This is a genomic window from Facklamia sp. P12932, from assembly GCF_050409545.1.
In the GTDB taxonomy this organism is placed as follows: Bacteria; Bacillota; Bacilli; order Lactobacillales; family Aerococcaceae; genus Facklamia.
Genome location: NZ_JBNUPG010000003.1, coordinates 29,994 through 53,559 on the forward strand (window position 1 = coordinate 29,994; position 23,566 = coordinate 53,559).

20 protein-coding genes, 1 pseudogene and 1 riboswitch are annotated in these 23,566 nt (G+C 38.5%); of the genes and pseudogenes, 16 read left to right on the forward strand and 5 right to left on the reverse strand.

Annotated features, from left to right (window positions below):
* Window positions 1-63: 63 nt before the first annotated feature.
* The gene (locus tag ACQV2P_RS01830; RefSeq protein WP_428894554.1) at window positions 64-1,017 is read right to left on the reverse strand and encodes an NAD(P)-dependent oxidoreductase; all 954 of its coding nucleotides are present in this window, start codon (window positions 1,015-1,017) and stop codon (window positions 64-66) included.
* A 332-nt stretch (window positions 1,018-1,349) separates the two neighbouring features.
* On the opposite strand from ACQV2P_RS01830, the gene ACQV2P_RS01835 reads away from it, so the two are divergent.
* Window positions 1,350-3,092, forward strand: a complete 1,743-nt coding sequence (locus tag ACQV2P_RS01835) for an ABC transporter ATP-binding protein (protein ID WP_428881909.1) — start codon at window positions 1,350-1,352, stop codon at window positions 3,090-3,092.
* The gene (locus tag ACQV2P_RS01840) at window positions 3,079-4,824 is read left to right on the forward strand and encodes an ABC transporter ATP-binding protein (protein WP_428874137.1); all 1,746 of its coding nucleotides are present in this window, start codon (window positions 3,079-3,081) and stop codon (window positions 4,822-4,824) included. The genes ACQV2P_RS01835 and ACQV2P_RS01840 overlap by 14 nt, the downstream gene beginning before the upstream one ends.
* 81 nt (window positions 4,825-4,905) lie before the next feature.
* On the opposite strand, the gene ACQV2P_RS01845 is transcribed toward ACQV2P_RS01840, so the two are convergent.
* On the reverse strand, window positions 4,906-5,589 hold the full coding sequence (locus ACQV2P_RS01845) for a histidine phosphatase family protein (protein WP_428874135.1): 684 nt from the start codon (window positions 5,587-5,589) through the stop codon (window positions 4,906-4,908).
* Between the two features lie 158 nt (window positions 5,590-5,747).
* On the opposite strand from ACQV2P_RS01845, the gene ACQV2P_RS01850 reads away from it, so the two are divergent.
* Together ACQV2P_RS01850 and ACQV2P_RS01855 are read left to right on the forward strand one after the other, a co-directional pair.
* Window positions 5,748-6,599 (forward strand): YihY/virulence factor BrkB family protein, encoded by an 852-nt coding sequence (locus ACQV2P_RS01850; RefSeq protein ID WP_428875498.1) that lies wholly within the window; start codon window positions 5,748-5,750, stop codon window positions 6,597-6,599.
* Between the two features lie 63 nt (window positions 6,600-6,662).
* Window positions 6,663-7,874 carry an FtsW/RodA/SpoVE family cell cycle protein gene (locus tag ACQV2P_RS01855; protein WP_428874133.1) on the forward strand — a complete coding sequence of 404 codons (1,212 nt, stop codon included), beginning with the start codon at window positions 6,663-6,665 and terminating at the stop codon, window positions 7,872-7,874.
* A 50-nt stretch (window positions 7,875-7,924) separates the two neighbouring features.
* On the opposite strand, the gene ACQV2P_RS01860 is transcribed toward ACQV2P_RS01855, so the two are convergent.
* Window positions 7,925-8,656, reverse strand: a complete 732-nt coding sequence (locus tag ACQV2P_RS01860) for a gamma-glutamyl-gamma-aminobutyrate hydrolase family protein (protein WP_428874132.1) — start codon at window positions 8,654-8,656, stop codon at window positions 7,925-7,927.
* 130 nt (window positions 8,657-8,786) lie between these two features.
* Here ACQV2P_RS01860 and holA point away from each other — a divergent pair, with 130 nt between their 5' ends.
* Entirely contained in the window at window positions 8,787-9,806 is a 1,020-nt protein-coding gene (holA, locus tag ACQV2P_RS01865; RefSeq protein WP_428894555.1) for a DNA polymerase III subunit delta, read from the forward strand.
* A 15-nt stretch (window positions 9,807-9,821) separates the two neighbouring features.
* Window positions 9,822-10,799, forward strand: coding sequence for a diaminopimelate dehydrogenase (locus ACQV2P_RS01870; RefSeq protein WP_428874129.1), 978 nt, complete (start codon window positions 9,822-9,824; stop codon window positions 10,797-10,799).
* A 163-nt stretch (window positions 10,800-10,962) separates the two neighbouring features.
* On the opposite strand, the gene rpsT is transcribed toward ACQV2P_RS01870, so the two are convergent.
* The gene (gene rpsT / locus ACQV2P_RS01875) at window positions 10,963-11,223 is read right to left on the reverse strand and encodes a 30S ribosomal protein S20 (RefSeq protein WP_428874128.1); all 261 of its coding nucleotides are present in this window, start codon (window positions 11,221-11,223) and stop codon (window positions 10,963-10,965) included.
* Between the two features lie 186 nt (window positions 11,224-11,409).
* Between rpsT and uvrB the strand changes: the two genes are divergently transcribed.
* The 10 genes and pseudogenes from uvrB (at window position 11,410) to ACQV2P_RS01925 (ending at window position 23,040) form a co-directional block, all read left to right on the forward strand.
* Window positions 11,410-13,407 (forward strand): excinuclease ABC subunit UvrB, encoded by a 1,998-nt coding sequence (gene uvrB / locus ACQV2P_RS01880; RefSeq protein ID WP_428874127.1) that lies wholly within the window; start codon window positions 11,410-11,412, stop codon window positions 13,405-13,407.
* A gap of 61 nt (window positions 13,408-13,468) precedes the next feature.
* Window positions 13,469-13,561, forward strand: a riboswitch (THF riboswitch).
* A gap of 74 nt (window positions 13,562-13,635) precedes the next feature.
* A complete protein-coding gene (gene folP, locus ACQV2P_RS01885) occupies window positions 13,636-14,628 on the forward strand; it encodes a dihydropteroate synthase (protein WP_428874126.1) in 993 nt (330 codons plus the stop codon).
* An 8-nt stretch (window positions 14,629-14,636) separates the two neighbouring features.
* On the forward strand, window positions 14,637-14,987 hold the full coding sequence (gene folB / locus ACQV2P_RS01890; protein ID WP_428874125.1) for a dihydroneopterin aldolase: 351 nt from the start codon (window positions 14,637-14,639) through the stop codon (window positions 14,985-14,987).
* Between the two features lie 3 nt (window positions 14,988-14,990).
* Window positions 14,991-16,062, forward strand: a pseudogene (folE, locus tag ACQV2P_RS01895) (GTP cyclohydrolase I FolE).
* Window positions 16,059-17,333, forward strand: a complete 1,275-nt coding sequence (locus ACQV2P_RS01900; RefSeq protein ID WP_428894556.1) for a bifunctional folylpolyglutamate synthase/dihydrofolate synthase — start codon at window positions 16,059-16,061, stop codon at window positions 17,331-17,333. Before folE ends, ACQV2P_RS01900 begins: the two are co-directional and overlap by 4 nt.
* Window positions 17,320-17,853, forward strand: coding sequence for an NUDIX hydrolase (locus ACQV2P_RS01905; protein ID WP_428874123.1), 534 nt, complete (start codon window positions 17,320-17,322; stop codon window positions 17,851-17,853). Before ACQV2P_RS01900 ends, ACQV2P_RS01905 begins: the two co-directional genes overlap by 14 nt.
* Before the next feature lie 131 nt (window positions 17,854-17,984).
* Window positions 17,985-18,254 carry a 30S ribosomal protein S15 gene (gene rpsO / locus ACQV2P_RS01910; protein ID WP_428874122.1) on the forward strand — a complete coding sequence of 90 codons (270 nt, stop codon included), beginning with the start codon at window positions 17,985-17,987 and terminating at the stop codon, window positions 18,252-18,254.
* A 161-nt stretch (window positions 18,255-18,415) separates the two neighbouring features.
* The gene (gene pnp / locus ACQV2P_RS01915) at window positions 18,416-20,521 is read left to right on the forward strand and encodes a polyribonucleotide nucleotidyltransferase (protein WP_428874121.1); all 2,106 of its coding nucleotides are present in this window, start codon (window positions 18,416-18,418) and stop codon (window positions 20,519-20,521) included.
* A gap of 228 nt (window positions 20,522-20,749) precedes the next feature.
* Window positions 20,750-22,438 carry a ribonuclease J gene (locus tag ACQV2P_RS01920; RefSeq protein ID WP_428873766.1) on the forward strand — a complete coding sequence of 563 codons (1,689 nt, stop codon included), beginning with the start codon at window positions 20,750-20,752 and terminating at the stop codon, window positions 22,436-22,438.
* 2 nt (window positions 22,439-22,440) lie between these two features.
* Window positions 22,441-23,040 carry an energy-coupled thiamine transporter ThiT gene (locus ACQV2P_RS01925; RefSeq protein WP_428874825.1) on the forward strand — a complete coding sequence of 200 codons (600 nt, stop codon included), beginning with the start codon at window positions 22,441-22,443 and terminating at the stop codon, window positions 23,038-23,040.
* A gap of 95 nt (window positions 23,041-23,135) precedes the next feature.
* Here the strand turns inward: ACQV2P_RS01925 and ACQV2P_RS01930 are convergent, their stop codons facing one another.
* Window positions 23,136-23,486: a hypothetical protein gene (locus tag ACQV2P_RS01930; protein ID WP_428894557.1), complete on the reverse strand. Its 351-nt coding sequence runs from the start codon at window positions 23,484-23,486 to the stop codon at window positions 23,136-23,138.
* Between the last annotated feature and the right edge of the window lie 80 nt (window positions 23,487-23,566).

Here is a 23,566-nt window from a genome sequence, read left to right on the forward strand (position 1 = left end):
AACTGGTTCAAATTGAAAGAGAAAAAGCATCCTATTTTTTAGGGTGCTTTTTTATAAGGAGTATTAAACTAAGTTTTGTGGTTGATTTTCAAGATAACGATAGATGTTTTCAAAAGCGATTTGAGCTCTTAAATCCATCGCTTCATGGGTAAAGTAACCAACATGAGGAGACAGTAGGATGTTTGGTGCGGTTAGCAACGGGTGGTCTTCACGAAGAGGTGCCTCGCTATCAAAGACATCAATTCCGGCTCCAGCAATCTCTCCATCCTTTAAGGCTTGGGCTAGGGCATCACTATCAATGATTGGACCGCGAGCGCAATTAATCAAAACGGCTGATTTTTTCATAGCTTGTAATTGATCTTTTCCAAAGAATTGCTGGGTTTCGCGGTTAAGTGGAAGGTGGATAGTGATGATATCACTCTTAGCTAGTAATTCTTCTAAGGAGGAGTAATCCATTCCCATATTGATTAATTCCTGATCACGACTGCGATTGAATCCCATTAAGTTAGCGCCAAAGGCCTTGAATAATTTAGCCGTTTCTTTACCAATTTTTCCAGTTCCAATAATTCCTACCGTCTTGCCTTTAATTTCAGAGCCTTGCCGAATACCAGGAAAGTCTTCGGTCATTCTTACTTCTTGGTCGCTAGCCTTGAGTTGACGGAATAAATTAAGCGTCATCCCTAGGACTAATTCAGCGACGGCTGTATTGGCATAGCCTGCTGCATTAGAAACGAGAATATCTCTATCTTTGGCTTGAATTAAAGGGATGTGATCGACACCGGTAAAAGCGACATTAATATATTTCACCATGTCTAATTGATCTAAGACTTCTTCGGGAAAAGGATTGTTTGCCAAAGTTATTATATCTGCTCCCTGACAGCGTTTAATCATTTCGTCTGGGTCTGTCGTTTTTTCAGGGTAATATTTAAACTCATGGCCTGCTTCTATTAAAGGTTTTGCCAGTTCTTCAATCCGTTCTTGGGGGACTTTTAAGTTTTCTAGAACAACAATTTTCATAAATAAACCTCCTAATTAAATAGTAACTCTAATTATACGATACGCTATTGACAATTAATTGCAAATAAAATGAAATCAGTGTTTACAGATTATATGAAAAGGTATACAATAGATTCATTAATTTAGAAAGGAGTTAAAACAATGAACACTATGAACTTATTTGTCTTTCATTTAATTATCACAAAAACTCCTTTCATAATAAATAGGAAGACTCACTAGCTAATTGATCTAGGAGTCTGTCATTATGCAAAAAGACACCTATTTAAGGAGCACCTTAAATAGGTGTCTTTTATGCTTACTTATTATGAAAGGATCTAGGAAGAAGGAGAGAGATGTTAGCAGCATTATATCAATTTATTAAGGAACATAAAATGGCTTATTTCATTGGCGGCCTACTAGCCATTTTATCAGGCTTATTAGCTATCGTTCCCAATTATATTATTCAATTATTCATTGATGCCATTGTCAAAAAATCTTTAGATTCAAAGACTTTAATTTTTTATTTAGCCGTTTTCTCAGTAGCGGCTGTATCAAATTATATCGTAGAGGCTTCTTGGTTGGTGATTCTTTTTGGTCGTTCATCACTTTTCACCAAGCAAGTCCGTCAAAAATTATTTCGCCGACTCACTTATTTAAAATTACCTTTTTATGAAAATTACCGCTCGGGTGATTTAATGACGCGGATGACTTCAGATATAGATCGTTTGGGGGAAACATTAGCTTATGGTTTTCTAATTATCATTTCAGATGGATCTTGGCTGATTTCAATTCTTTTAGTCATGTTTATTACTATTTCCTGGAAATTGACTTTAATATCAATTATTCCTTTAATTCTTTTTGGGGTGATCATTCATTTCCTAGGACAAGAAGCCGATAAACGCTATGAAGCCAGCCGCGATGCGGTAGCTAAATTGTCTAACGAAGTGCTTGAAACAGTTGATGGGGTACGCGTAATCCGTGCCTATGGAAAGAAAGACTTAGAGCAGGTGCGTTTTCAAGAAAGAACCAAAGATGTTGTCAAACAAACCAATGTGATGAACTTCTTATTTGGTTTTTTTGGACCTTCTGCTCGTATCTTTTCTGGCCTTTCCACAGGGATTGGTCTAGCCTTAGGGGCATACTACGTCAACCAAGGCCAATTATCAATTGGTCAATTGATTACCTTCCAAATTTATCTCGGTATGTTTAATGAAGTGATTTGGGGGATGTCTGATTTGATTGCGATCTATCAACAGGGTCAAGTTTCACACCGTAAGATTCAAGAAATCGAAGAGGCTGATGATCTCTTTGGCAAAGAAGGCGACCGATCGATTAGTCAGATTGAACAAATTGATTTCAAAGATTTTCAGTTTGCCTATCCTGATGATCAAGAGCCAGTTATTCAAGCCATCAATTTTTCTTTAAAGGCGGGTCAAACTTTAGGAATTGTTGGCAAAACCGGTTCAGGTAAGTCGACCTTAGTGCGACAACTCTTACGCCAGTATCCTGTTGAAGATCCTGAATCCTTAAAGATTAACGGCCATCCGATTGCTGATTATCATTTTGAACAATTAGCTAGTTTGATTGGTTATGTTCCTCAAGACCATGTGCTTTTCTCTCGCTCAGTCAAAGATAATATTCTTTTTGGAAAGTCTGATGCGACAGAAGCGGAGCTGAACGAGGCCATTGAAGCAGCTGATTTTACTAAGGATATGGCCCATATGAATAAGGGCTTAGAAACCTTAATCGGTGAAAAAGGGGTAGCCATTTCAGGTGGACAAAAACAAAGAATTGCGATTGCCCGTGCTTTAATTCGTAAGCCGGAGCTTTTAATTATGGATGACTCCTTGTCTGCAGTAGATGCTAAAACCGAAACGGCTATCATTAAAAATATTCAAGCAGCACGTCAAGATAAAACCAATATTATCATTACCCATCGTCTTTCAGCTGTTTCGCATGCAGACTTAGTTTTAGTCTTAGAAGATGGGCGCATCATTGAAAGAGGAAAACCTGAAGAACTATTAAAAACTAAAGGTTGGTATTACCAACAGTATCGTAATCAACTAATGGAGGAGGGCGAAAATGGAAACTTTTAAACGTTTATTATCCTATTTGAAGTATGCTAAATGGAAATTTTTATTAGGTGTTTTCTTCCTAATTGCTTCGGTCGGCCTTTCTGTTTATGCTCCTTTATTAGCTAAAGATTTAATTGATTATGCAGCCAATCAAGTCAGTAATAATCAAATCATTGAACAAGGCAAGGTAATTAGCTTCTTCATTCGCTATGTCTTGATTTTGGTTTCTTCGGCAGTCCTTTCTTACTCTGCATATATTTTAATGGCTTTTGTGGCCAATCAGTTGAGTAAAAAGGTGAGGGATCAAGCCCATCAGCATATGCAAACCCTACCGGTTTCATACTTTGATGATAAACCGGCTGGAAAAATTGCGGCTCGAATTGTCAATGACACGGAAGTTTTGCGTCAGTCCTTTTATCAAAACTTTTGTAACCGTATGTTGATTAACTTAATGACGGTCATTGGTATTTATGCCGCCTTACTCTACGTCAATTTAAAAATTGGTTTAGCCTTTCTTTTATTCATCCCACTTTTTATCGTTTGGCAAGTTATTTATATGCGTAAAATTGCGCCAGTCAATACTAAATGGCGTGAAAGTATCTCTGAATTAAACAGCAAAACGGCTGAGATTATTCAAGGGGTAACAATTGTTCAAGCCTTTGGACAAGAAGAAATGCTCAATGATGAATTTGAAGCAACCAATGAAGAATGGTATCAATCAAGACTCCAATCCCAAAAGATTGATTCTAGACTCTCTTGGTCCTTGGCTGATTTATTAAAAAATATGGGTATTTTATTGGTAGTGACCTATTTAGGAACTCAATACTTAGAGGGCATCTTAGGTATTTCTGTCGGTAAATTATATGTGTTAATTAATTATGTATCGCGCCTTTTTGATCCGATTACACAAATTGTGCGTTTAATGACTATGTTGCAACAATCTTTAGTTTCAGGCTCTAGGGTCTTTTCCTTGATGGATCACCCCAGTGAAAAAGATCAAGCAGCAGTCTTTGAAATGGGTGAGGGGCGTGTTAGCTTTCAAAATGTGAACTTTGCTTATAAAGGCGATCAAAAAGTCTTAAAAAATATTAATTTTGAAGTTGAACCTGGTCAGACAATTGGTTTAGTCGGTCATACCGGTTCAGGAAAATCTTCGATAATTAATTTAATTTTCCGTTTCTATGATCCACAAGATGGAACGATTTTGATTGACGGCCAGGATATTCAAGACTTTTCGCGTGAGAGTGTTCGAGCCGATATGGGCATCGTCCTACAAGAGCCCTACCTCTTCTCAGGAACCATTGCTAGTAATATCTCTATGAATGATCCGGAGATCAGCCAAGAAAAGATCATGCAGGCTATCGAACAAGTTGGGGCCAAAGAAATGATGGCTAAATTAGAAAAGGGGATCGATGAAGTAGTGGTTGAAAAAGGTCAATCCCTTTCTTCAGGGGAACGGCAGTTAATTTCCTTTGCGCGTACCCTGGCTGCTGATCCTAAGATTTTAATTTTAGACGAAGCAACTTCACATATTGACACTGAGACTGAAACGATCATTCAAGCAGCCATGAAAGTGCTACAAAAAGGTCGGACAACTTTTATCATTGCGCACCGCCTATCGACTATTCAGCATGCCGATCAAATTATTTTGATGGATAATGGCGAAATCAAAGAAAAAGGCAACCATCATGAATTGATGGCTTTAAATGGACAGTATGCCGAAATGTATCGGATGCAGGCTAAGGTTTCCTAGTTTCTAAATTCTCAAGCAAAAAACACCGGGTAAATGCCCCGGTGTTTTTATTGTTTAGGATTAATTTATAAAATGGCTGACTTATTTATCGTAGATAAAATGCTCAGTTTGATTAAAGGCGTTTAAACGAAATTGTCCGTCACGATATTCAACAATGGATAGGGAACAATTAGATAGGGGTTGTCCACTCTCGAAATCTGCCACTAAACCGTGAATTAGATTGCTAATGGCCATGCCATGGCTCATAATCAATATTTTTTGATTAGTTCCCGCATGCTTATTTAATAGAATTAAAAGTCCTGATTCAATCCGATCCCAAAATTCAACATAATTTTCAGCCCAATGTTCAGGGTCTAAATGTTTTACTAGCTTTAGAAATTTAGGCATTTCAATTGGTTTATCCATTTTTTTTACGTCAATACCACCGGCCAATAAATGCTCATCCACTGCATCATACAGATTGGAAGCAGGTTGACCTTCAAATGAACCAAAGAAGACTTCCCGTAATTCCTTCATTAATTGGATTTCGTAGTGGTCTTTGTGATGGTTTTCATCCAGAACATAGCGGAGAGTTTCTTGCGTTCTGTGTAAATCGCTGGAATAAACCGCATCAAAATGGATATCTGCAATGCCACGACCAGAAGCTCTTGCTTGCTCAATTCCTTTAGCAGTTAGGGGGGCATCGGACCAACCTTGCACTTGACCATTGTGATTAAATATCGTTTCACCGTGCCGCATAAAGTAAAAAGTAACACCGTTAGACATAAATTCCCTCCGTTCTTTATTCTCTTTAATTATAACCTTATTGCCAATTATTGTCTAAGCAATCCGATTGAATTTATCGATTTTGCTTAGACATTCAAGTGCAATTACTCAATGATTATGGTAATCTATAGAAGTTATAAGAAGGGAGAGTAGCCTAAATGGGGTTGTTAAATACCAAGTCTAAAGACCAAATCAAAAGCTTAGTTGTCAAAATAAAAAAGCAGCTTGATGGGCTTTCTTTTGGCTCATACGCGGCGGAAGTTTCTTACTTTATTCTCTTAGCCGTTGTTCCTATTCTCTTAGCCTTTTCCAACTTGATTGTGCTCTTACCTTATTCTTATGAAGAAGTCATTGTCTTTTTGAGAACTTCTTTGCCTGGACAAGTGGCTAAGTCCTTAATCCCAATGATTCAACAGTACTATCAAACAGCTTCTACTAGCTGGGTGCCAATTGGTTTAGTCTTAGCTTTATGGCCTGCTTCCAATGTGTTTAATGCCTTGCAAAGAGTGCTCAATCAAATATATAGGGTAAAGAGTAAGAGACACTTTTTGATTCAACGCTTATTTGCCTATCTTTTTACCTTAGTCAGCGTCTTAGTTATTTTAGTTTCAACCTTTATTTTTACTTTCGGTGAGTATTTACTGACTTGGATTGACCAGTATTTAAGAAGTGATTTGAGCTTTTTGTTTACTTGGTTAAGAGGGGGAAGTTGGGGGTCTTTATTTTTCCTCTTTATTTTTCTAGTGATTGTTTATACCTATTTACCGCATCATCAATTAAAATATACTAAAGCTATTCCAGGATCCTTATTCTCTGTATTAACGTTTACTCTTTTAGGTAAATTATTTGGGACCATTATTCAATTTAATCAATCACTTAATAGTAACACTGCCTTGGGTGCAATTTTAGTCATCATGTTTTGGATTTATCTAAATTGTCTCATATTTTTTATCGGCGCTTTTATAAATGTTCTAACTTTAGATTTTAAAGCAGTTAATAAGAGACTTTAATGAAATGATTCGATCTATCAAATCCATCGATTAAGTCTTATCCTTAAGGAGGAAGAAATATTAATGCAAATAAATAGAAGAATTGCTAGTTATCAAGAAAATCGAATTGATTATGGCATTGTTTTAACTGTTTTGTTGTTATGTTTAGTGGGCTTAGCCGTTGTATATGCAACTACCGCAATGATTTCCAACCAAGGAATCGGGCCGACCTTACAACAAGCCTTGTGGTACGCCTTAGGTTCTCTGGTCGTTATTATCGTTATGCAGTTTGATAGTGAACAGTATTGGAAATTATCCATTTACTTTTACGGTATTGGTCTGTTTTTACTGGTGCTCGTCCTTTTTTTCCATGATCGCCAAACAGCAATCATGACGGGAGCTAAATCCTGGTTCAAATTAGGTTCTTTATCTTTTCAACCTTCAGAGTTGATGAAACCAGCCTTGATAGTTTATCTGTCACGATTGGTAACCGAACACAATAATCAAAATACTAATCGAACGATTCAAAGCGACTTTATCTTGATTGGTAAACTCTTATTGGCTTCCGCACCTGTATTAATATTAGTGCAAATGCAAAATGACTTGGGAACTAACTTGGTCATGCTGTCTATTATCGCTGGATTGATTCTTTTATCCGGTGTTTCATGGAAAATTTTATTTCCAGCTTTTTCAGTTGTTTTCATTGTTGGTGGGGGATTAATCTTACTGGCCGTCTTATTCCCAGATGCCTTACTGAAAATCGGCTTCCAACCTTATCAGTTAGGCCGGATCACTACTTGGTTAGAACCCTTCTCAGACACCAGAGGTGAATCTTACCAACTGGTTCAATCGATCTTAGCGATTGGATCTGGTCAACTCTATGGTAAGGGCTTTGGCATTTCCGAAGTGCCAGTTCCGGTTCGTGAATCAGACTTTATTTTTACGACTATTGGTGAAAATTTTGGTTTTTTTGGTGCGGCGATTATTCTGGTGATTTATTTTGTTTTGATTTATCAAATGGTTCAAACTTGTTTTGAGACTCAAAATGAGTATTATACTTATATTTCTGCAGGAGTTATTACCATGATTCTTTTCCACGTTCTAGAGAATGTGGGCATGACTATCGGTTTACTGCCAATTACGGGAGTACCATTACCCTTTATCTCTCAAGGGGGATCGGCCATACTGTCCAATATGGTCGGAGTGGGTCTGATACTCTCTATGCGTTACCATCACCGATCCTATATGTTCTCAGAAGCTGACCCTTATATGTACGGTGATCGTAAGCAATACTAAAACAAAAACGAATCCTATGCAGGATTCGTTTTTGTTTGATTAATTAAAAATTACTGCTTATTTTTAGCCCGTTCTACCAAATCTTTAAAGATAGCTCGACTGCTTTCTTGATGTTTGTAAGTGAGTTCAGGGTGCCATTGGACAGCTAAAATATCCACATTTGGATCAGTGGATTCAATGGCTTCAACCAGATGGTCACCTGACCAGGCAATGGCTTTTAAGTCTTTACCCAGCTCTTTAATGGCTTGATGGTGAAGACTGTTGACGTAATCACCAGTTCCCATCCAATTACTTAAACGGGAATTGGGATCAATTTTAACCCGGTGGGTCATACGGTTTAATTCTGATTTTTGCACGTGTTGAATAGCCCATTCTGGATACAAGCTGAGGTCTTGATAGAGGTTCCCACCTTGAAGAACATTAATTAATTGCATACCACGACAGATACCAAGGATTGGCTTGCCAGCTTGCATAAAATGTTTAATTAATTTTAATTCATGGTGGTCACGGTCGATATTTAAAGATCCTAATTTTAAATGAGGTTCTTCTTGATAAAAACGTGGATCCACATCTTGTCCACCAGTTAGGATCAGACCGTCTATACGGTCAATAATGGCTTCAATTGGATATTGGTTATTGATGGGTAGAACGAGTGGAATCCCTCCCGCTTCAATGATAGCTTCTACAAAAAAGTGAGGGGTGTAAGTAGCATCGAAGGCTGCATATCGAGGGTCGTTTTGAATGGGTGTAATACTACCAGTAATTGCGATGATTGGTTGCATAATAAATTCCTTTCTGCGACTATAATGATATTCCTATTATACAAGAAAGTGCCTGCAAGTTAAAAGGCTTTATAGCATACAAAGCATAAAATATTTGGTACACTAATGAGAGAGGATGAGGAGGGGCATTATGGACTTTCAAAAGGCAAAACAGGCTTTAGTTCAGGGTAAGATTGAAAATGTTTACTGTCTTCAAGGCAGTGAAGTCTATCTTCAACAGAATTTTCGACAAGCTCTGGCTCAAAAAATTGAAAATTTGGCTGGCGAACTAGACCTTTCTAGCTTTGATGCTAATGAAGTATCCATTGACACTGTTTTAGATGAAGCAGAAAGTTATTCGTTTTTTGTCGACCAACGCCTCATTATAGTGGACCAAGTAGATTTTCTAATCAGCCAAGCTCAACAAAAAATGACTGATGGTCAAACAAAGCGCTTGTTGGATTATTTGAAGGATCCTAATCCCGCTACTTGTATTCTTTTTATCGTCCCTCATGATCAAGTGGATAAAAGGCGAAAATTAACTAAGGCATTCCTGAAAGAGACGACTTATATTAATATTTCTCCTCTAGGAGAAGCGGCTGTTCAGTCCTTTATTCAAAGTTATATTCAAAGTGCTGATTTTGAGATGACTACAGAAGCTCAAAAGGCTTTGTTACAACGTGTAGATTATCAATTGAGTCAAGCAGTGGCCGAATTGGAGAAGTTGAAACAATTTGCTCAAAGTGGTCAAAAGGTTACCCTGGAAGTGGTAAATTCTTTAGTCACACGCAGCCTAGCTTCAGATGTCTTTGAATTGACCAATGCTATACTAGCCCGCAAGCTTGATCGCTCGATTCAAATTTATCAAGACTTAATATTAATGAAGCACGATCCCATTCAACTACATGCCTTAATCGTTTCGCAGTTTCGCTTATTTTTACAAGTTAAACTCTTACAAATGCAAGGAATAAAGCAAGATGAAATAGCTCAAACACTCTCTGTCCATCCTTATCGAGTGAAATTAGCCCTTCAAGCCAGTCGACCCATGCAAATAGGAGAACTTAGTCAACTTTATTTACAACTCATTCAAGCCGATTACCAAATGAAAACCGGTTTGGGCAATAAGGATACGTCTTTCTATCTGATCCTGACCAAAATCATGCAACTTTAATTAAAGGAGGTTCCTATGCAAAAAATTCGCTTAGCCATCGCAGGTTTCGATCAAGTGGGTCAAGCTATTATGGAAGTTATGGATCAACACCAAGACTTAATTATCCAACATATCTTTAGCCGGCAAAGTAAGCAGGACTTCCCACAAGCCTTGCAGTCTTTGCCTATTCATCCCATGGAACAAGCACTTAACTTTAAAGAGTCTATTGATGTCTTGCTAGTCTGTAGGGGTACTACTGAGGATAATCCTGATAATCTAACGGAATATGCGGCTCATTTTAATTTAGTGGATACATATAATTTTTATGCTAAGCCAGCTCTTTTATTAAAATCGATCGATTCTATCAGTCAGGTTCACCATAAATTAGCCGTGATAGGTGTAGGGTGGAATCCTGGTATTTATACAATCAATCAATTATTGGCAGAAGCTGTGATGCCTCAAGCAACTAATTATCGTTTTATCGAAAATGAATGGAGTCAAAAAATGAGTGAAACACTTGCTGGCATAGAAGGAGTAGCCCAAGCAAGTGTATATATCAAAGCCTCTCCTCAAAGTATACAAGCCATTTTAAAAGGGGAAGGTGCTGATTTGCGTTTTTCTGACTATCAAGAAAGAGTGGCTTACCTAGTTTTGGAAGAGGGAGTGAATCCTGACAGGATTCATGATCAAGTACAGGCCTTACCTAATTATCTTTCTCAAGTTGAAAGGAATATAAATTTTGTTTCAAGTGATCAGATGACCAAGCTTTCAAAGGAAGCCAAAGCGGGTCGGCTGATTCGGACCCTTTCAGACAATCAAGAGCTTACTACTTATGATTTGAGCTTAAGTTTTAATCACCCTCGATTTAATCAAGCCCATTTACTGCTGGCCTATGCCAGAGCGGTTTACCGTTTAGCTAGTGAAGGAAAATCAGGAGCCTTAACACAATTAGATGTTCCAGTGTCTTATTTAAGCAAGCACAGTCGACAAGAACTACTTAATCAGTATCTATAAAATGAAGTTCAACATAAAAAGCATCCTTCTTAAAACCTTTCGATTAGGGTCTGTAACAAGATTTATCGGCTTGTTGTTAGGCCCCTAATCAAACAAGGATTAACGAGGATGCTTGGTCTGATTAATCAGTAAAACAAAAAAGCTCCCAATGGAAGCTCAATTATTATTTAGCAGATGCAATTAATTTAGCTAAACGAGATTTATCACGTGCTGCTTTGTTGTGATGAATTAAGCCTTTAGTTGCGGCAGAGTCAATAGCTTTAACTGCGGCTTGGTATAATGCTTGAACATCACCTTCGCCCGTTTCAACTGCTACGCGAACTTTTTTCATTGCAGTTCTTAAAGCAGAAACTTGAGTGCGTTTACGGCTAGAAACTTTTTCAGTTTGACGTGTACGTTTTTTTGCTGATGCTGTATTGGCCATGAATGGTCACCTCTTTTCAATAAATCTAGTCTAAGTCTGAAAACTTAGTCAACAAGAAATATTATACAGAAGACAATGTCAACTTGCAATAAAAATAAGTCAGATTATTTAATAAGCATTGAACTTGTGAGACAAGCAAAAGTTGTGTAATTTATTAAGAGCAAAAGCATAAATGGAGGCGAGTTTTTGAAGAGTAATAAATTTAGGGTGGTATCACCTTATGAACCAGCTGGTGACCAACCCCAGGCAATTAAAGAGTTAGCGGCTGGTTTAAGAGCAGGAAAAAAAGAGCAGATTTTACTTGGGGCTACTGGTACGGGTAAAACATATACGGTGGCTAAGGTAATCGAAGAAGTCAATAAACCAACATTGGTCCTAGCTCATAATAAAACACTAGCCGGTCAATTATATTCCGAATTATTAGAATTTTTCCCTGATAATGCGGTCGAATATTTTGTCTCCTACTATGATTATTATCAGCCAGAAGCCTATGTGCCATCTTCTGATACCTATATCGAAAAGGAATCCAGTGTCAATGACGAAATTGATAAGTTGCGTCATTCGGCTTCTTCTTCTTTATTAGAAAGAGACGATGTGATAGTAGTCGCCTCAGTGTCGTGTATTTATGGTTTAGTTGATCCGGACATGTATCGTGAGCATGTACTTTCTTTACGTCAAGGTCAAGAAATTGCCCGTGACCAAGTGATGGCTCGTTTAGTCGACATGCAATTTGTTCGCAATGATATTGATTTTCAACGTGGAACCTTTAGAGCCCGTGGCGATGTCCTAGAAATCTTTTTAGCTTCAAGAGATAAAGAAGTCATTCGGATTGAGTTTTTCGGTGATGAAATCGACCGTATCCGTGAAGTAGATGTTTTAACAGGTGAAATCAAAAAGGATGTCGAACACTATCCCATTTATCCGGCTACCCACTTCGTAGCTAATCAAAAACAAACGCAAAGAGCAGTTGAAAGTATTCGTCAAGAATTAGAGGAAAGATTAGAAGTCTTACGCTCTGAGAATAAACTATTAGAAGCTCAGCGACTAGAGCAAAGAACTAACTATGATATTGAAATGTTATTGGAAATGGGCTATTGTTCAGGCATTGAAAACTATTCGCGCCATCTGGATGGGCGTGCACCAGGAGAGCCACCTTATACGCTATTAGATTTCTTTCCTGATGATTTTCTAATCGTTGCTGACGAATCCCACATTACCATGCCGCAGATTCGTGGGATGTATAATGGTGACCGGGCGCGTAAGGAGCAGTTGGTTGAATACGGCTTTCGTCTACCTTCAGCTGTGGATAATCGTCCACTTAAACTCAATGAGTTTGAAGACCATATTAATCAGATTATTTATATCTCAGCCACACCAGGCCCTTATGAATTAGAACATACCAACCATGAATATGTCGAACAAATTATTCGTCCAACAGGTCTTTTGGATCCTGTTATAGAGGTTCGACCGATTAAGGGACAAATTGATGATTTAGTTTCCGAAATTAGTTTAAGAGTGGAAAGAAATGAACGTGTCTTTGTAACGACTTTAACCAAAAAAATGTCTGAAGACTTAACCGATTATCTAAGGGAATTGGATATTAAGGTCAAATATCTGCATTCAGATATTGTGACTTTGGAGCGAACGGAAATCATCCGTGATCTCAGATTAGGTGTTTTTGATGTCTTAATCGGGATTAACTTATTAAGAGAGGGACTAGATGTCCCTGAGGTATCACTGGTGACGATTTTAGATGCGGACAAGGAAGGCTTTTTAAGGTCAGAACGTGCCTTGGTACAAACAATTGGTCGAGCCGCTCGAAACCAAAACGGTCGCGTAATTATGTATGCAGACCGCATCACTAATTCTATGCAAAAAGCGATTGATGAGACAGAAAGACGACGCCAAATTCAAACAGCTTATAATAAAGAGCATGGCATCACACCGACGACTATCAAAAAAGATATTCGCGACTTAATTCGTATCACTCACGATGTGGAAGCAGAAGATCGTCAAGAAAATGTCTTACTAGATTTCAAACAACTATCTCGGATGCAAAGAGAGGAAGAGCTGGAGCGTTTAACCATGTTGATGAAAGCTTATGCTAAAGAAATGAATTTTGAAAAAGCAGCCGAGACGCGTGATTTAATGATGGAGTTGAAAGCGCATTTCAAGATAAAATAAGTAATAAAAATCTAACATTGTAATTTTTAATGTATTCCCTTACAATATAAGGGAATTCAAAAACAGAGTAGGTTATTTACGTAAAGTGCTTCTAGATGGGATGTCGCTAGAAGACGAAGTGATTCTCACGCGATAGATAATCGCCTCCGCTGTTTTCATCTTGTGGAGGGCACTCTTTTGAAGAGTGCTCTTTTTTGAGTCAAACTATCTAAGTGGGGAGAGTAAAACATGCAAGCAAATCCAAAAAAACAGCCAGTCTTTCGCTTTAACCATCGTGAGATTAAGCATGGCGACCCGACCATTCTCTGTGGAATCGTCAATGTGACCCCAGATTCTTTTTCAGATGGAGGAAAATGGTTTGGTCTAGAAGTGGCCTGTAAGCGAGCGATGGAATTGATTAAGCAAGGTTGTCAAATGATTGATATCGGAGGAGAATCTACCCGTCCGGGGTCGACTTATGTGGCCGTAGAAGAAGAAATCCAACGTGTCGTCCCAGTTATCAAGGCCCTAAGAGCGCAATCTGATGTAATAATCTCAGTTGATACTTGGAAAGCTGAGGTCGCTCAAGCAGCGCTTGCAGCCGGAGCCGATATTATCAACGATATTACTGGACTTTTAGGTGACCCGCGCATGGCCTCAGTGATTGCACCAACTCAAGCTGGTGTCATTGTGATGGCTAATCCAGTAATTGTCCGTCCAGACCATCCTTCCGCCAAGGTCTTTCCACAGTTTGGAGCAGAAGGCGTCTTTAGCAAAGCAGAATTGGACGCTTTTGCCAAAATGGACGCTGTTGAATTGATGGATAAGTATTTTGATAAGTCTTTAAAGTATGCGGCTGAAGCGGGTATCAAAAAAGACCGCATCGCACTTGACCCAGGTATCGGCTTTGGTTTAACTAAACGTGAGAACTACCAATTAATCCATCAAGCCAATCGGATTCACCAAAAAGGCTTTACCTGCTTCTTAGGGGTTTCTCGTAAACGCTTTATTCAAAACACCCTGCAAGAAGCTGGCTTTAATGTAGATGTTGAAACCGAAGAAGGATTCAAACAAAGAGACGAAGGCTCTGCTGCCTTATCCGCTATCGCTGCTTTTATGGGTATCGAAATGCTTAGGGTTCATGTGGGAAGCTCTCACCGGATTGCTTCGTTAATTGGTAACCACTTGCGCTTATCTGATGGCTTAGAGGATACAAATTTTGCTGCTTATCCACTTAAATAGGAGGAGTTATGTTTAAGATAAAATTAAATAACATGCGTTTTTATTCGCATATTGGCTATTTTCCTGAAGAGAAGAAATTAGGTCAAAATATCGCTGTTGATCTGACGGTGACCATGAAGGCCAGTCTCACGCGAGATGATTTAAATGAAACAGTCTCTTATGCGCATTTTTATGATCTAGTTGCTGAATATATAAAAAAAACACGGGTCGACTTAATTGAAACAGTTGCTTTTGACCTTTTAGATTTAATAAAACAATCCAATCCACAACTAATTAGTCAGGTCAAAGTCAATGTTCGCAAATTACAATTACCCATCGATGGTATTTTAGATTCTGCCGAAATTGAATTGGAGGGATAGAGGATGGCAACTGTTTATCTGAGTGTCGGATCTAACTTAGGAGATCGGATGGCTAATCTGCGAAAGGGGCAAGAGCTGTTAGCGACTCATCCACAAATTGAAGTCTTAAAAGCCTCGGCCTATTATCAGACTTCTCCAGTAGGAGGAGTCGTGCAAGATGACTTCATTAATCAAGCTCTCGCCATTGAAACAGACTTAGATCCTTATGACTTATTGGACTACCTTCATGAAATAGAAGCCAAGTTACTAAGAAAGCGATTGATCGTTTGGGGACCTAGAACTTTAGATATGGATATCTTATATTTTGGCCATCTAGAAAGTGAAGACCCTCAGCTAACTTTACCGCATCCCGAAATAATGAACCGTTTGTTTGTGTTAATTCCTTTAAAAGAAATTATTGACACCAATTTTTATGCTTATTGTCAAATTAATCAAGCCATTGAACATTTAGAAAAGACACAAGACCAAAGAATAGAAAGAGTGGTAGAAAATGAAAGAAATTAATTTGAATCGTATAGAAGAATTAGTTCGTGAGCTTTTAATCGAAATCGGAGAAGACCCAGATCGTGAGGGGCTCATTGAAACACCTAAACGTGTTGCCAAGTCGCTAAAGGAAATTACAGCTTCTACTCGCTTAGAAGAATTTACGGAAGGAAAAATGTTCCCAACCGATGCCAGTCCTAATCAACAAATGGTGGCAGTTAATAATATCCCTTTTTATTCTATGTGTGAACATCATATGTTACCCTTCTTTGGGAATGTTCATGTAGGCTATCTTCCACAAGATGGACAAATTATTGGCCTGTCAAAAATACCAAGATTGGTAAACTATGCTGCAAGAAAGTTAAATGTGCAAGAAAATATTACGCGTGAAGTCGCTGAGGTTTTGATGGAGATTACCCATGCTAAGGGAGTAGCTGTGGTGGTTGATGCCCGTCATATGTGTGTGGAAATGCGCGGGGTCCAAAAAGTCAACTCCATTACCCGTACCAATTATTATTTAGGCGCCTTTAATGAAGATGTTCAGTTGCGGAATGAATTTCTGCAGTCTTTACCTAAGGTGAACGCCTTATGATTAACAGTTTGACCGATGATTTACCATCTATTCTTTATGGTGAAGGAGACCGTCTAAGTGTTTTAAAAGCCATGTTGAAACAATTGGGCCAACCGGACCAAACCGTTAAAATCATCCATATTGCGGGAACTAATGGTAAGGGGTCAACTGCTAATATGATTTCTCATTTATTACTTGCTCATGGATATCGCACAGGACTATTTACCAGTCCTCATTTATATTCAGAATGTGAAAGTATTAAAGTCAATGACCAAATGATTAGTCAGTCAGATTTTAGCTGTATCATGGCGGAAGTTCACCGAGCGGCGATTGTGTTAGGCTTAGACCCACAAAAAGATTTGTCACAATTTGAGACCACCTTTTTGATTGGGATCCTTTATTATGCCCATTTAGCCTGTGATTATCTAGTTTTAGAATGTGGTGTAGGTGGGGGCCTTGATGCGACCAATGCAATTAGCCACTCTGAATATGCCATCTTTACTAAAATTGGTATGGATCATTTAAATTTACTGGGGGATTCTTTGCAAGCTATCGTAGAGACTAAAGCTGGTATTATCCGTTCAAATCAACAAGTCATTGTGGCGCCGAACCAAAAGAACGGAGTGGTTGAGCGTCTTAAACAAATAAGCTCGGAGCAAAAAAGTTCTTTCCATGACAGCTCTGACCAAAAGATTGTTTACAAGCGTCCACATTATTTTCAAGTGGAACTAAATCAAAAAAGTTTTGAACTCTACTTGCCCTTATTAGGGACTTTCCAAAATGAAAATTTAAAGACCGTCTTTAAATGGTATCAAGTATGGTTGGAAAGTGAACAACCTTCTCCTATAGAGACTGACATGACAAAAGCTTTTAAAGACTTAAGAATGGTAGGACGTTTTGAAAAAGTGCAAAGCACTCCCGACATTATCCTAGATGCTGCTCATAATTTAGATGCCATTCAAGAATTAATCTCTAGCATCCAATCATTATATGCTGGTCAAAAGTTGAGCATTTTGTGTGGTTTTCTCAAAGACAAAGATGTACCGGCTATTCTAGATGAATTATTAAAATTAACTGCTGATTTTTATGTGACCCAGCCCGATTTTCCAGATCGAGCGATGGATACCAAAGAGCTAGCAAAACTTTTTGAACAAAAAGGAAGCTCAGTGATTTCTTATCCGGATAGTCGTGCAGGCTTAAAACAACTGATGGAAGACCAAGACGATCCTATTATTGTTGTGGGCTCTTTCCATCTGATAAAAAAAGTGAGGGATTTGTTTGCAACAAATTAATGCAGCAGAGCTTTTGAATAATGCGCAAGAATTGATTAAAGTCTCACCCTTCTTTAATCAGAAGAAGTTTTTAAGGCTCCAAGAAATAATGGATCAATATCCTGCAAGCAATCTCTTGGACCGCAAAAGTCCATTGCACTTATCAGCATCAGCCTTGGTTTTTCAAGATCAGTCTTTAGTTTTTATTCATCATCCTTATTTACATAAAACTTTATTACCTGCAGGACACGTGGAAATAGGGGAGACCCCTCAAACAACAGCCTTGCGTGAGCTATACGAAGAAACGGGTTTAAAATTCACCTCCCTTACTCAGTCCGAATTAGTAGACCTTAATCTATTTGCCATCCCCGCTAACCCACAAAAAGGCGAAGGGGCTCATTATCATCTGGATTTTAGGTACTACTTCCAAGGGACCACTAAACAAAGCGCTCAATCAGAATTGGCTGTTCACTTATTAGCAGAAGATCAAGCTCCAGACGAATTTCAGCCCTATTTCCAATTAATTAAGAAAACCCCTTGATTATGAGACTGCTTTAAACTATAATTAATCATTGTTCTGTATGAAAATTCAGAACAATGCCCTCGCTCGGTTTAGCGCATCACCAACGCTTTACTTAGCTAGTGGAAATAAAATAGAAAGAGGTGAATAATATGGCATTAACACAAGAACGTAAAACTGAAATCATGAAAGAATACGCACGTCACGAAGGTGATACCGGTTCTGTTGAGGTTCAAGTTGCTGTCTTAACAGAAGACATCAACAATTTAAACGACCATATTAAAACACATAAGAAAGATTTTCACTCTTATCGTGGATTAATGAAGAAAATTGGTCACCGTCGTAACCTTCTTGCTTACCTACGTAACAAGGACGTTACTCGTTACCGTGATTTAATTAAAAGATTAGGATTACGTCGTTAATCCTGCGACTAAAGGATGGCAATTAGCCATCCTTTTTGTTATATTACTAGTAGATTTGTTCGGAGTTTCACACTATACAAAAATGAGTCGTTTAAACTTTAAACGGTTGATTTTTGTTTAGTGCTACTCCGAATGATTAAAAATTTAAAAGGAGTTATGTTATGACAACTAAACAAGTATTTGAAACAAATTGGGGAGGCCGTCCCTTAATTGTTGAAGTAGGACAAATGGCTAAACAAGCCAATGGAGCAGTTTTAGTACGTTATGGCGATACAGTCGTTTTGACTGCTGCTGTCGCTTCCAAATCCCCTTCACCGATGAATTTCTTCCCCTTAACGGTTCACTACATTGAAAAAATGTATGCGGTTGGTAAGGTGCCAGGTGGTTTCTTAAAACGTGAGGGTAGACCTTCTGATAACGCGACCCTGACTGCCCGCTTAATTGACCGTCCAATCCGCCCAATGTTTCCTGAAGGCGTGCGGAATGAAATTCAAATTACTAATACAGTCCTTTCAGTTCAACAAGATTGCTCACCAGAGATGGCAGCTATGTTTGGTTCTTCGCTAGCATTGGCTATTTCAGATATACCATTTGATGGACCGATTGCCGGAGTGGATGTGGGACGTGTCGATGGTGAATTTGTTATCAACCCTACACCCGACCAAAAAGAAGTTTCTGAGATTGATTTAACCGTAGCAGGGACTGCGACCGCGATCAACATGGTAGAATCTTCTGCTAAGGAAGCATCAGAAGAGGATATGCTGGAAGCCTTATTGTTTGGACACGCTAATATTCAAGAATTAGTGGCCTTTCAAAAAGAGATTGTCCAAGCAGTTGGAAAAGAAAAATTTGAATTTGAATTAGTTCAAATCGATCAAGAAATCACTGAGCAAGTCAAGAGCTTATACAATGAAAAAATGGTTACAGCTGTCAAAACACAGGAAAAACAAGCCCGCGATGAAGCGGTTAATCAATTGAGTGAAGAAGCTGAAGTTTTCTTTAGTGAAAAGTATGCCGAAGCAGAAGATTTAGAAGAGAAACTGAAAGATGTTTCTTCGGCTATGCAGGACTTAGAAAAAGAAGTCGTTCGTCGGTTGATTACCCATGACCGTATTCGTCCAGATGGTCGTCAAATAGATGAAATTCGTCCTTTGGAATCTTTGGCTGGCATTTTACCACGTACCCATGGTTCAGGACTCTTCACCCGTGGACAAACGCAAGCTTTATCAGTAGCTACCTTGGCTCCTTTATCCGAACATCAAATTATTGATGGTCTTGGATTAGAAGAAGGCAAACGCTTCATGCATCATTATAACTTCCCTAACTTCTCAGTAGGAGAAACCGGACGAGTGGGTTCACCAGGTCGTCGTGAAATTGGTCACGGTGCGCTAGGTGAGAAAGCTTTAACCCAAGTGATTCCTTCAGAAGAAGAATTCCCATACGTTATTCGTTTAGTGGCTGAAGTATTAGAATCCAACGGTTCTTCTTCACAAGCATCCATTTGTGCCGGTACGCTGGCATTAATGGATGCCGGTGTTCCGATTAAAGCACCGGTGGCAGGAATTGCTATGGGCTTAGTGATGGACGGTGATAACTACACTGTCCTAACCGATATCCAAGGCTTAGAAGACCACTTAGGCGATATGGACTTTAAAGTGGCGGGGACTGCCGAAGGCATTACGGCCTTACAAATGGATATTAAGATAAAAGGAATTACTAAGGCCATTTTAGAAGAAGCTTTAGCCCAAGCTAAAAAAGCCCGTCTCGAAATCCTAGATAATATCACTCGTGAATTAGCTCAACCACGACCAGAATTAAGTCCTTATGCACCGAAGATTGAAATGGTTCAAATTGATCCTGAAAAAATTAAGGTGGTTATTGGTAAGGGTGGTGACACCATTAACTCCATTATTGACCAAACTGGCGTTAAGATGGATATTTCTCAAGAAGGACAAGTTAGCATTGCTTCTTCAGATTTAGCTATGATTAAAAAGGCAAAAGAGATTGTGCTTAGCTTAGTTGAAGATGTGGAAGTCAATAAAATATACGAAGGTAAAGTTATTAGAATTGAGAAGTATGGTTGCTTTGTGGAAGTCCTACCTGGTAAATCAGGTTTGCTTCACATCTCTCAAATTGATCATCGTCGCATTGAAAAGGTCGAAGATGTCTTTGATATTGGGGATACTGTAACAGTCAAAGTAACCAGTATCGATGAAAAAGGTCGGATTGATTTATCACGTAAAGTGTTAATGCAAAAGCCAGAATAATTATTAACGATAAATTTAATAAGTCTTAGCCCCCTCCTATAAATGAAGGGGGCTTATTCTAATTCATTAGTCTTTAATCAGTAGTCGTTGAGGTGGAAAGAGGCTCAAATTTTAATTTAAGGTGGTCTATGTTATAATAACTGAGATAAGCCAGAATTTGACCCCTTAATGGAGATCAAGCTGCTAAGCGTTTAATAAAATATGAAAAAATAATAATAGAGGTGTATTATGAGTGAGATTAAAGTTATTCCCTTAGGTGGTGTTCGCGAAGAAGGCAAGAATATGTATTTGGTCGAAGTCGATCAAGCCATATTTGTGCTAGATTGTGGGCTATTGTATCCACAAGATGATTTATTAGGAATTGATATGGTGATTCCAGACTTCACCTATTTAGAAGAAAATGCTGAGCGTGTAGTGGGGATTTTCTTGTCACATGGGCATGCCGATGCAGTAGGTGCTTTACCTTATTTATTAGATAAGATTGATGCCCCGGTTTTTGGAACCCAGTTAACGATTGAATTGGCTTCTATTTCTGCTCGTAGACAAGGACACGATGACCGCCTTGAAAATTTCCATGTGATTGATTCAGAAACTGAAATTGAATTTGGTGATGTCAATGTTTCTTTCTTCCCTACCACTCACACCATTCCAGATTCAGTCGGAATCGTGATAGATACTAAAGATGGGGCGATTGTCTTCACAGGCGATTTCCGCTTTGACCCTTCAGCTTCTCAAGCTTACCGCACTGATTTTGGTCGGTTGACAGACTTAGGTAAGAAAAAGGTTCTTGCCTTATTGAGTGACTCTGCTGAGGCAGAATCACCAGTGGAAAATGTGAATGATCGTGTTATTACAGAAGAAATAACAGAAGTCTTCCGCAATGCGCGAGGAAGAGTGATAGTAGGGACGATTGGCTCGAACATTATGCGTATTCAGCAAGTCTTAGAAGCAGCTCACCATTCAAGACGAACCATTTTCTTCCCAACCAAAGACCTTTACGAAATTGTCGATGTCGCTTTAAAGTTAGATAAAATTTCTATTCCAAGTCGTGATGTCTTTGGTAATTTTAAAAATATCGATAAATATCAAGAGGATCAAATTGTTATTCTGGCTACTGGCGATGTGGGCGAACCGATTCAAACTATCCAAGCCATGGCTCAAGGTAAGCATAAAACAGTCACCATAAAGGAAGATGATACGGTTTATATTGCAACCACTCCATCTGTTTCAATGGAAAAGAGTGTGACTCGTACCAAAGATATGATTTATAGAGCCGGTGCTCGGGTTATGAGTGTGACAGACCACTTTAAGACATCGGGTCATGCTACACCCAATGATTTAAAATTAATGTTAAACTTTATTCAACCGGACTTTTTACTTCCAGTCAGTGGGGAATACCGTATGTTAAGAGCCCACGGTGATCTAGCCTTGCAAGTGGGAATGTCTGAAGATCAAATTATTATCCCATCTATTGGAGATGTATTAAGCTTTGAAAACGGAAAAGTTATCCAAGCAGGTCAGGTGACAGCAGGGGATGTCTTAGTCGATGGAAGTGGCGTAGGCGATATTGGGAATGTGGTTTTAAGAGACCGTCGTATTTTAAGTGAAGACGGAATTTTCGTTGTAGTCGCGACTATTTCACGTCGTTTGAAGAAAATTCTAGTTGGCCCACAAATTACCTCGCGTGGTTTCGTCTTTATGAAAACTTCCATTGATTTAATTGAAGCTTGTTCAGATATTACGCTAGATGTTTTAGAAAAACACATTGTTTCAGATGATTTTGATTGGAATAATCTTAAGGGCGATCTGCGTGAAAAAATTGGTAAGTATCTATATAAGGAGACTAAACGTCGTCCGGTTATCCTACCGATTATTATGGAAGCTTCAAATTATCAAGTAAAAAAAGGTGATAAATAATTATGAATAAACGCAGTATTAGACAGTTTTGGGACATGGTGATTGCTCTTGTCCTATCCCTAATCTTGTTTTTTGTGTCTGATGAAGTAGCCATTAATTTTTTTGGGCTTGAGCTAATTATTGCCTTAATTCCTTTAATGTGGTTGGCATTGCGCCATGGCGCCCCATCAGCTATTATTAGCGGACTTTTGGTAGGAATTATCCAAGGAGTGCTTAACGGGGGATTAGATGATGGGTTAGTCTTAATCGTTCAATGGATTGCTCCCATCTTAGCAGTAGGAGTAACCGGTTTATTTGCGAAATATACACAAAAGACCTTGAACAATAAACGTTACTCTTCTACTTATTTGAATATCTTCACTGGCAGTCTTTTAGCTTTAATATTATTTATTGCTATTCGCCAACTGATTGTGCCATTTGCCTTGGGTGAAGAAGTCTTATTTGAGTTCAATAATCTTAACCATTGGCTAGGTCTTTTATTATCCTGGCTGCTATCAGCAAGTGTCCTAGTGCTGCTTGCGCGATTTATGCCACAAACAATTATTCCCAAACGCAGTAAATATCTTTCACGCAAAGAAACTTCTAGTTTATTAAATGATTAACAAAATTAATTAAAGCCCCCATCTTAATGATGAGGGCTTTTAAAAAACAGCGGGGAGGATGCTGTTTTAATCAAATCTTTAATCGATTAATGGACTTAAGCAATTAAAGTTTCTGTGATGGCAGTCACATTAATAATTTGATTCAAATTTAAAAGGAAGTGATTGGCTCCTACTTGCAGGCTAACGTTGTTTTGTGAACCAATTGGAGCCAGTACATATGCTTCCATTTCGGTCATATCCATTGTTTGATCGGGTAAATAATATTCAATGAGTATGTTTAAAGGAACTTGCTTGATATAAGCTTGATGAAGGATTCTTTCAACTTGTGCAAGGGGCATCATTTCAATAGATTCTTTGATAAGTGGAGTGGGTTGAAAGAAAGGTTGAAAAAGGGATTGGCTTACACGGCCAAGCCAGTTATTTTGTCTTTTGATGGGTAATTCCATAAAAACCTCTCCTTTAATATCGAACGTTTGTTTGTAATTATATTATACGAACAAAGGTTCTTTTTGTCAACCTTTTTACG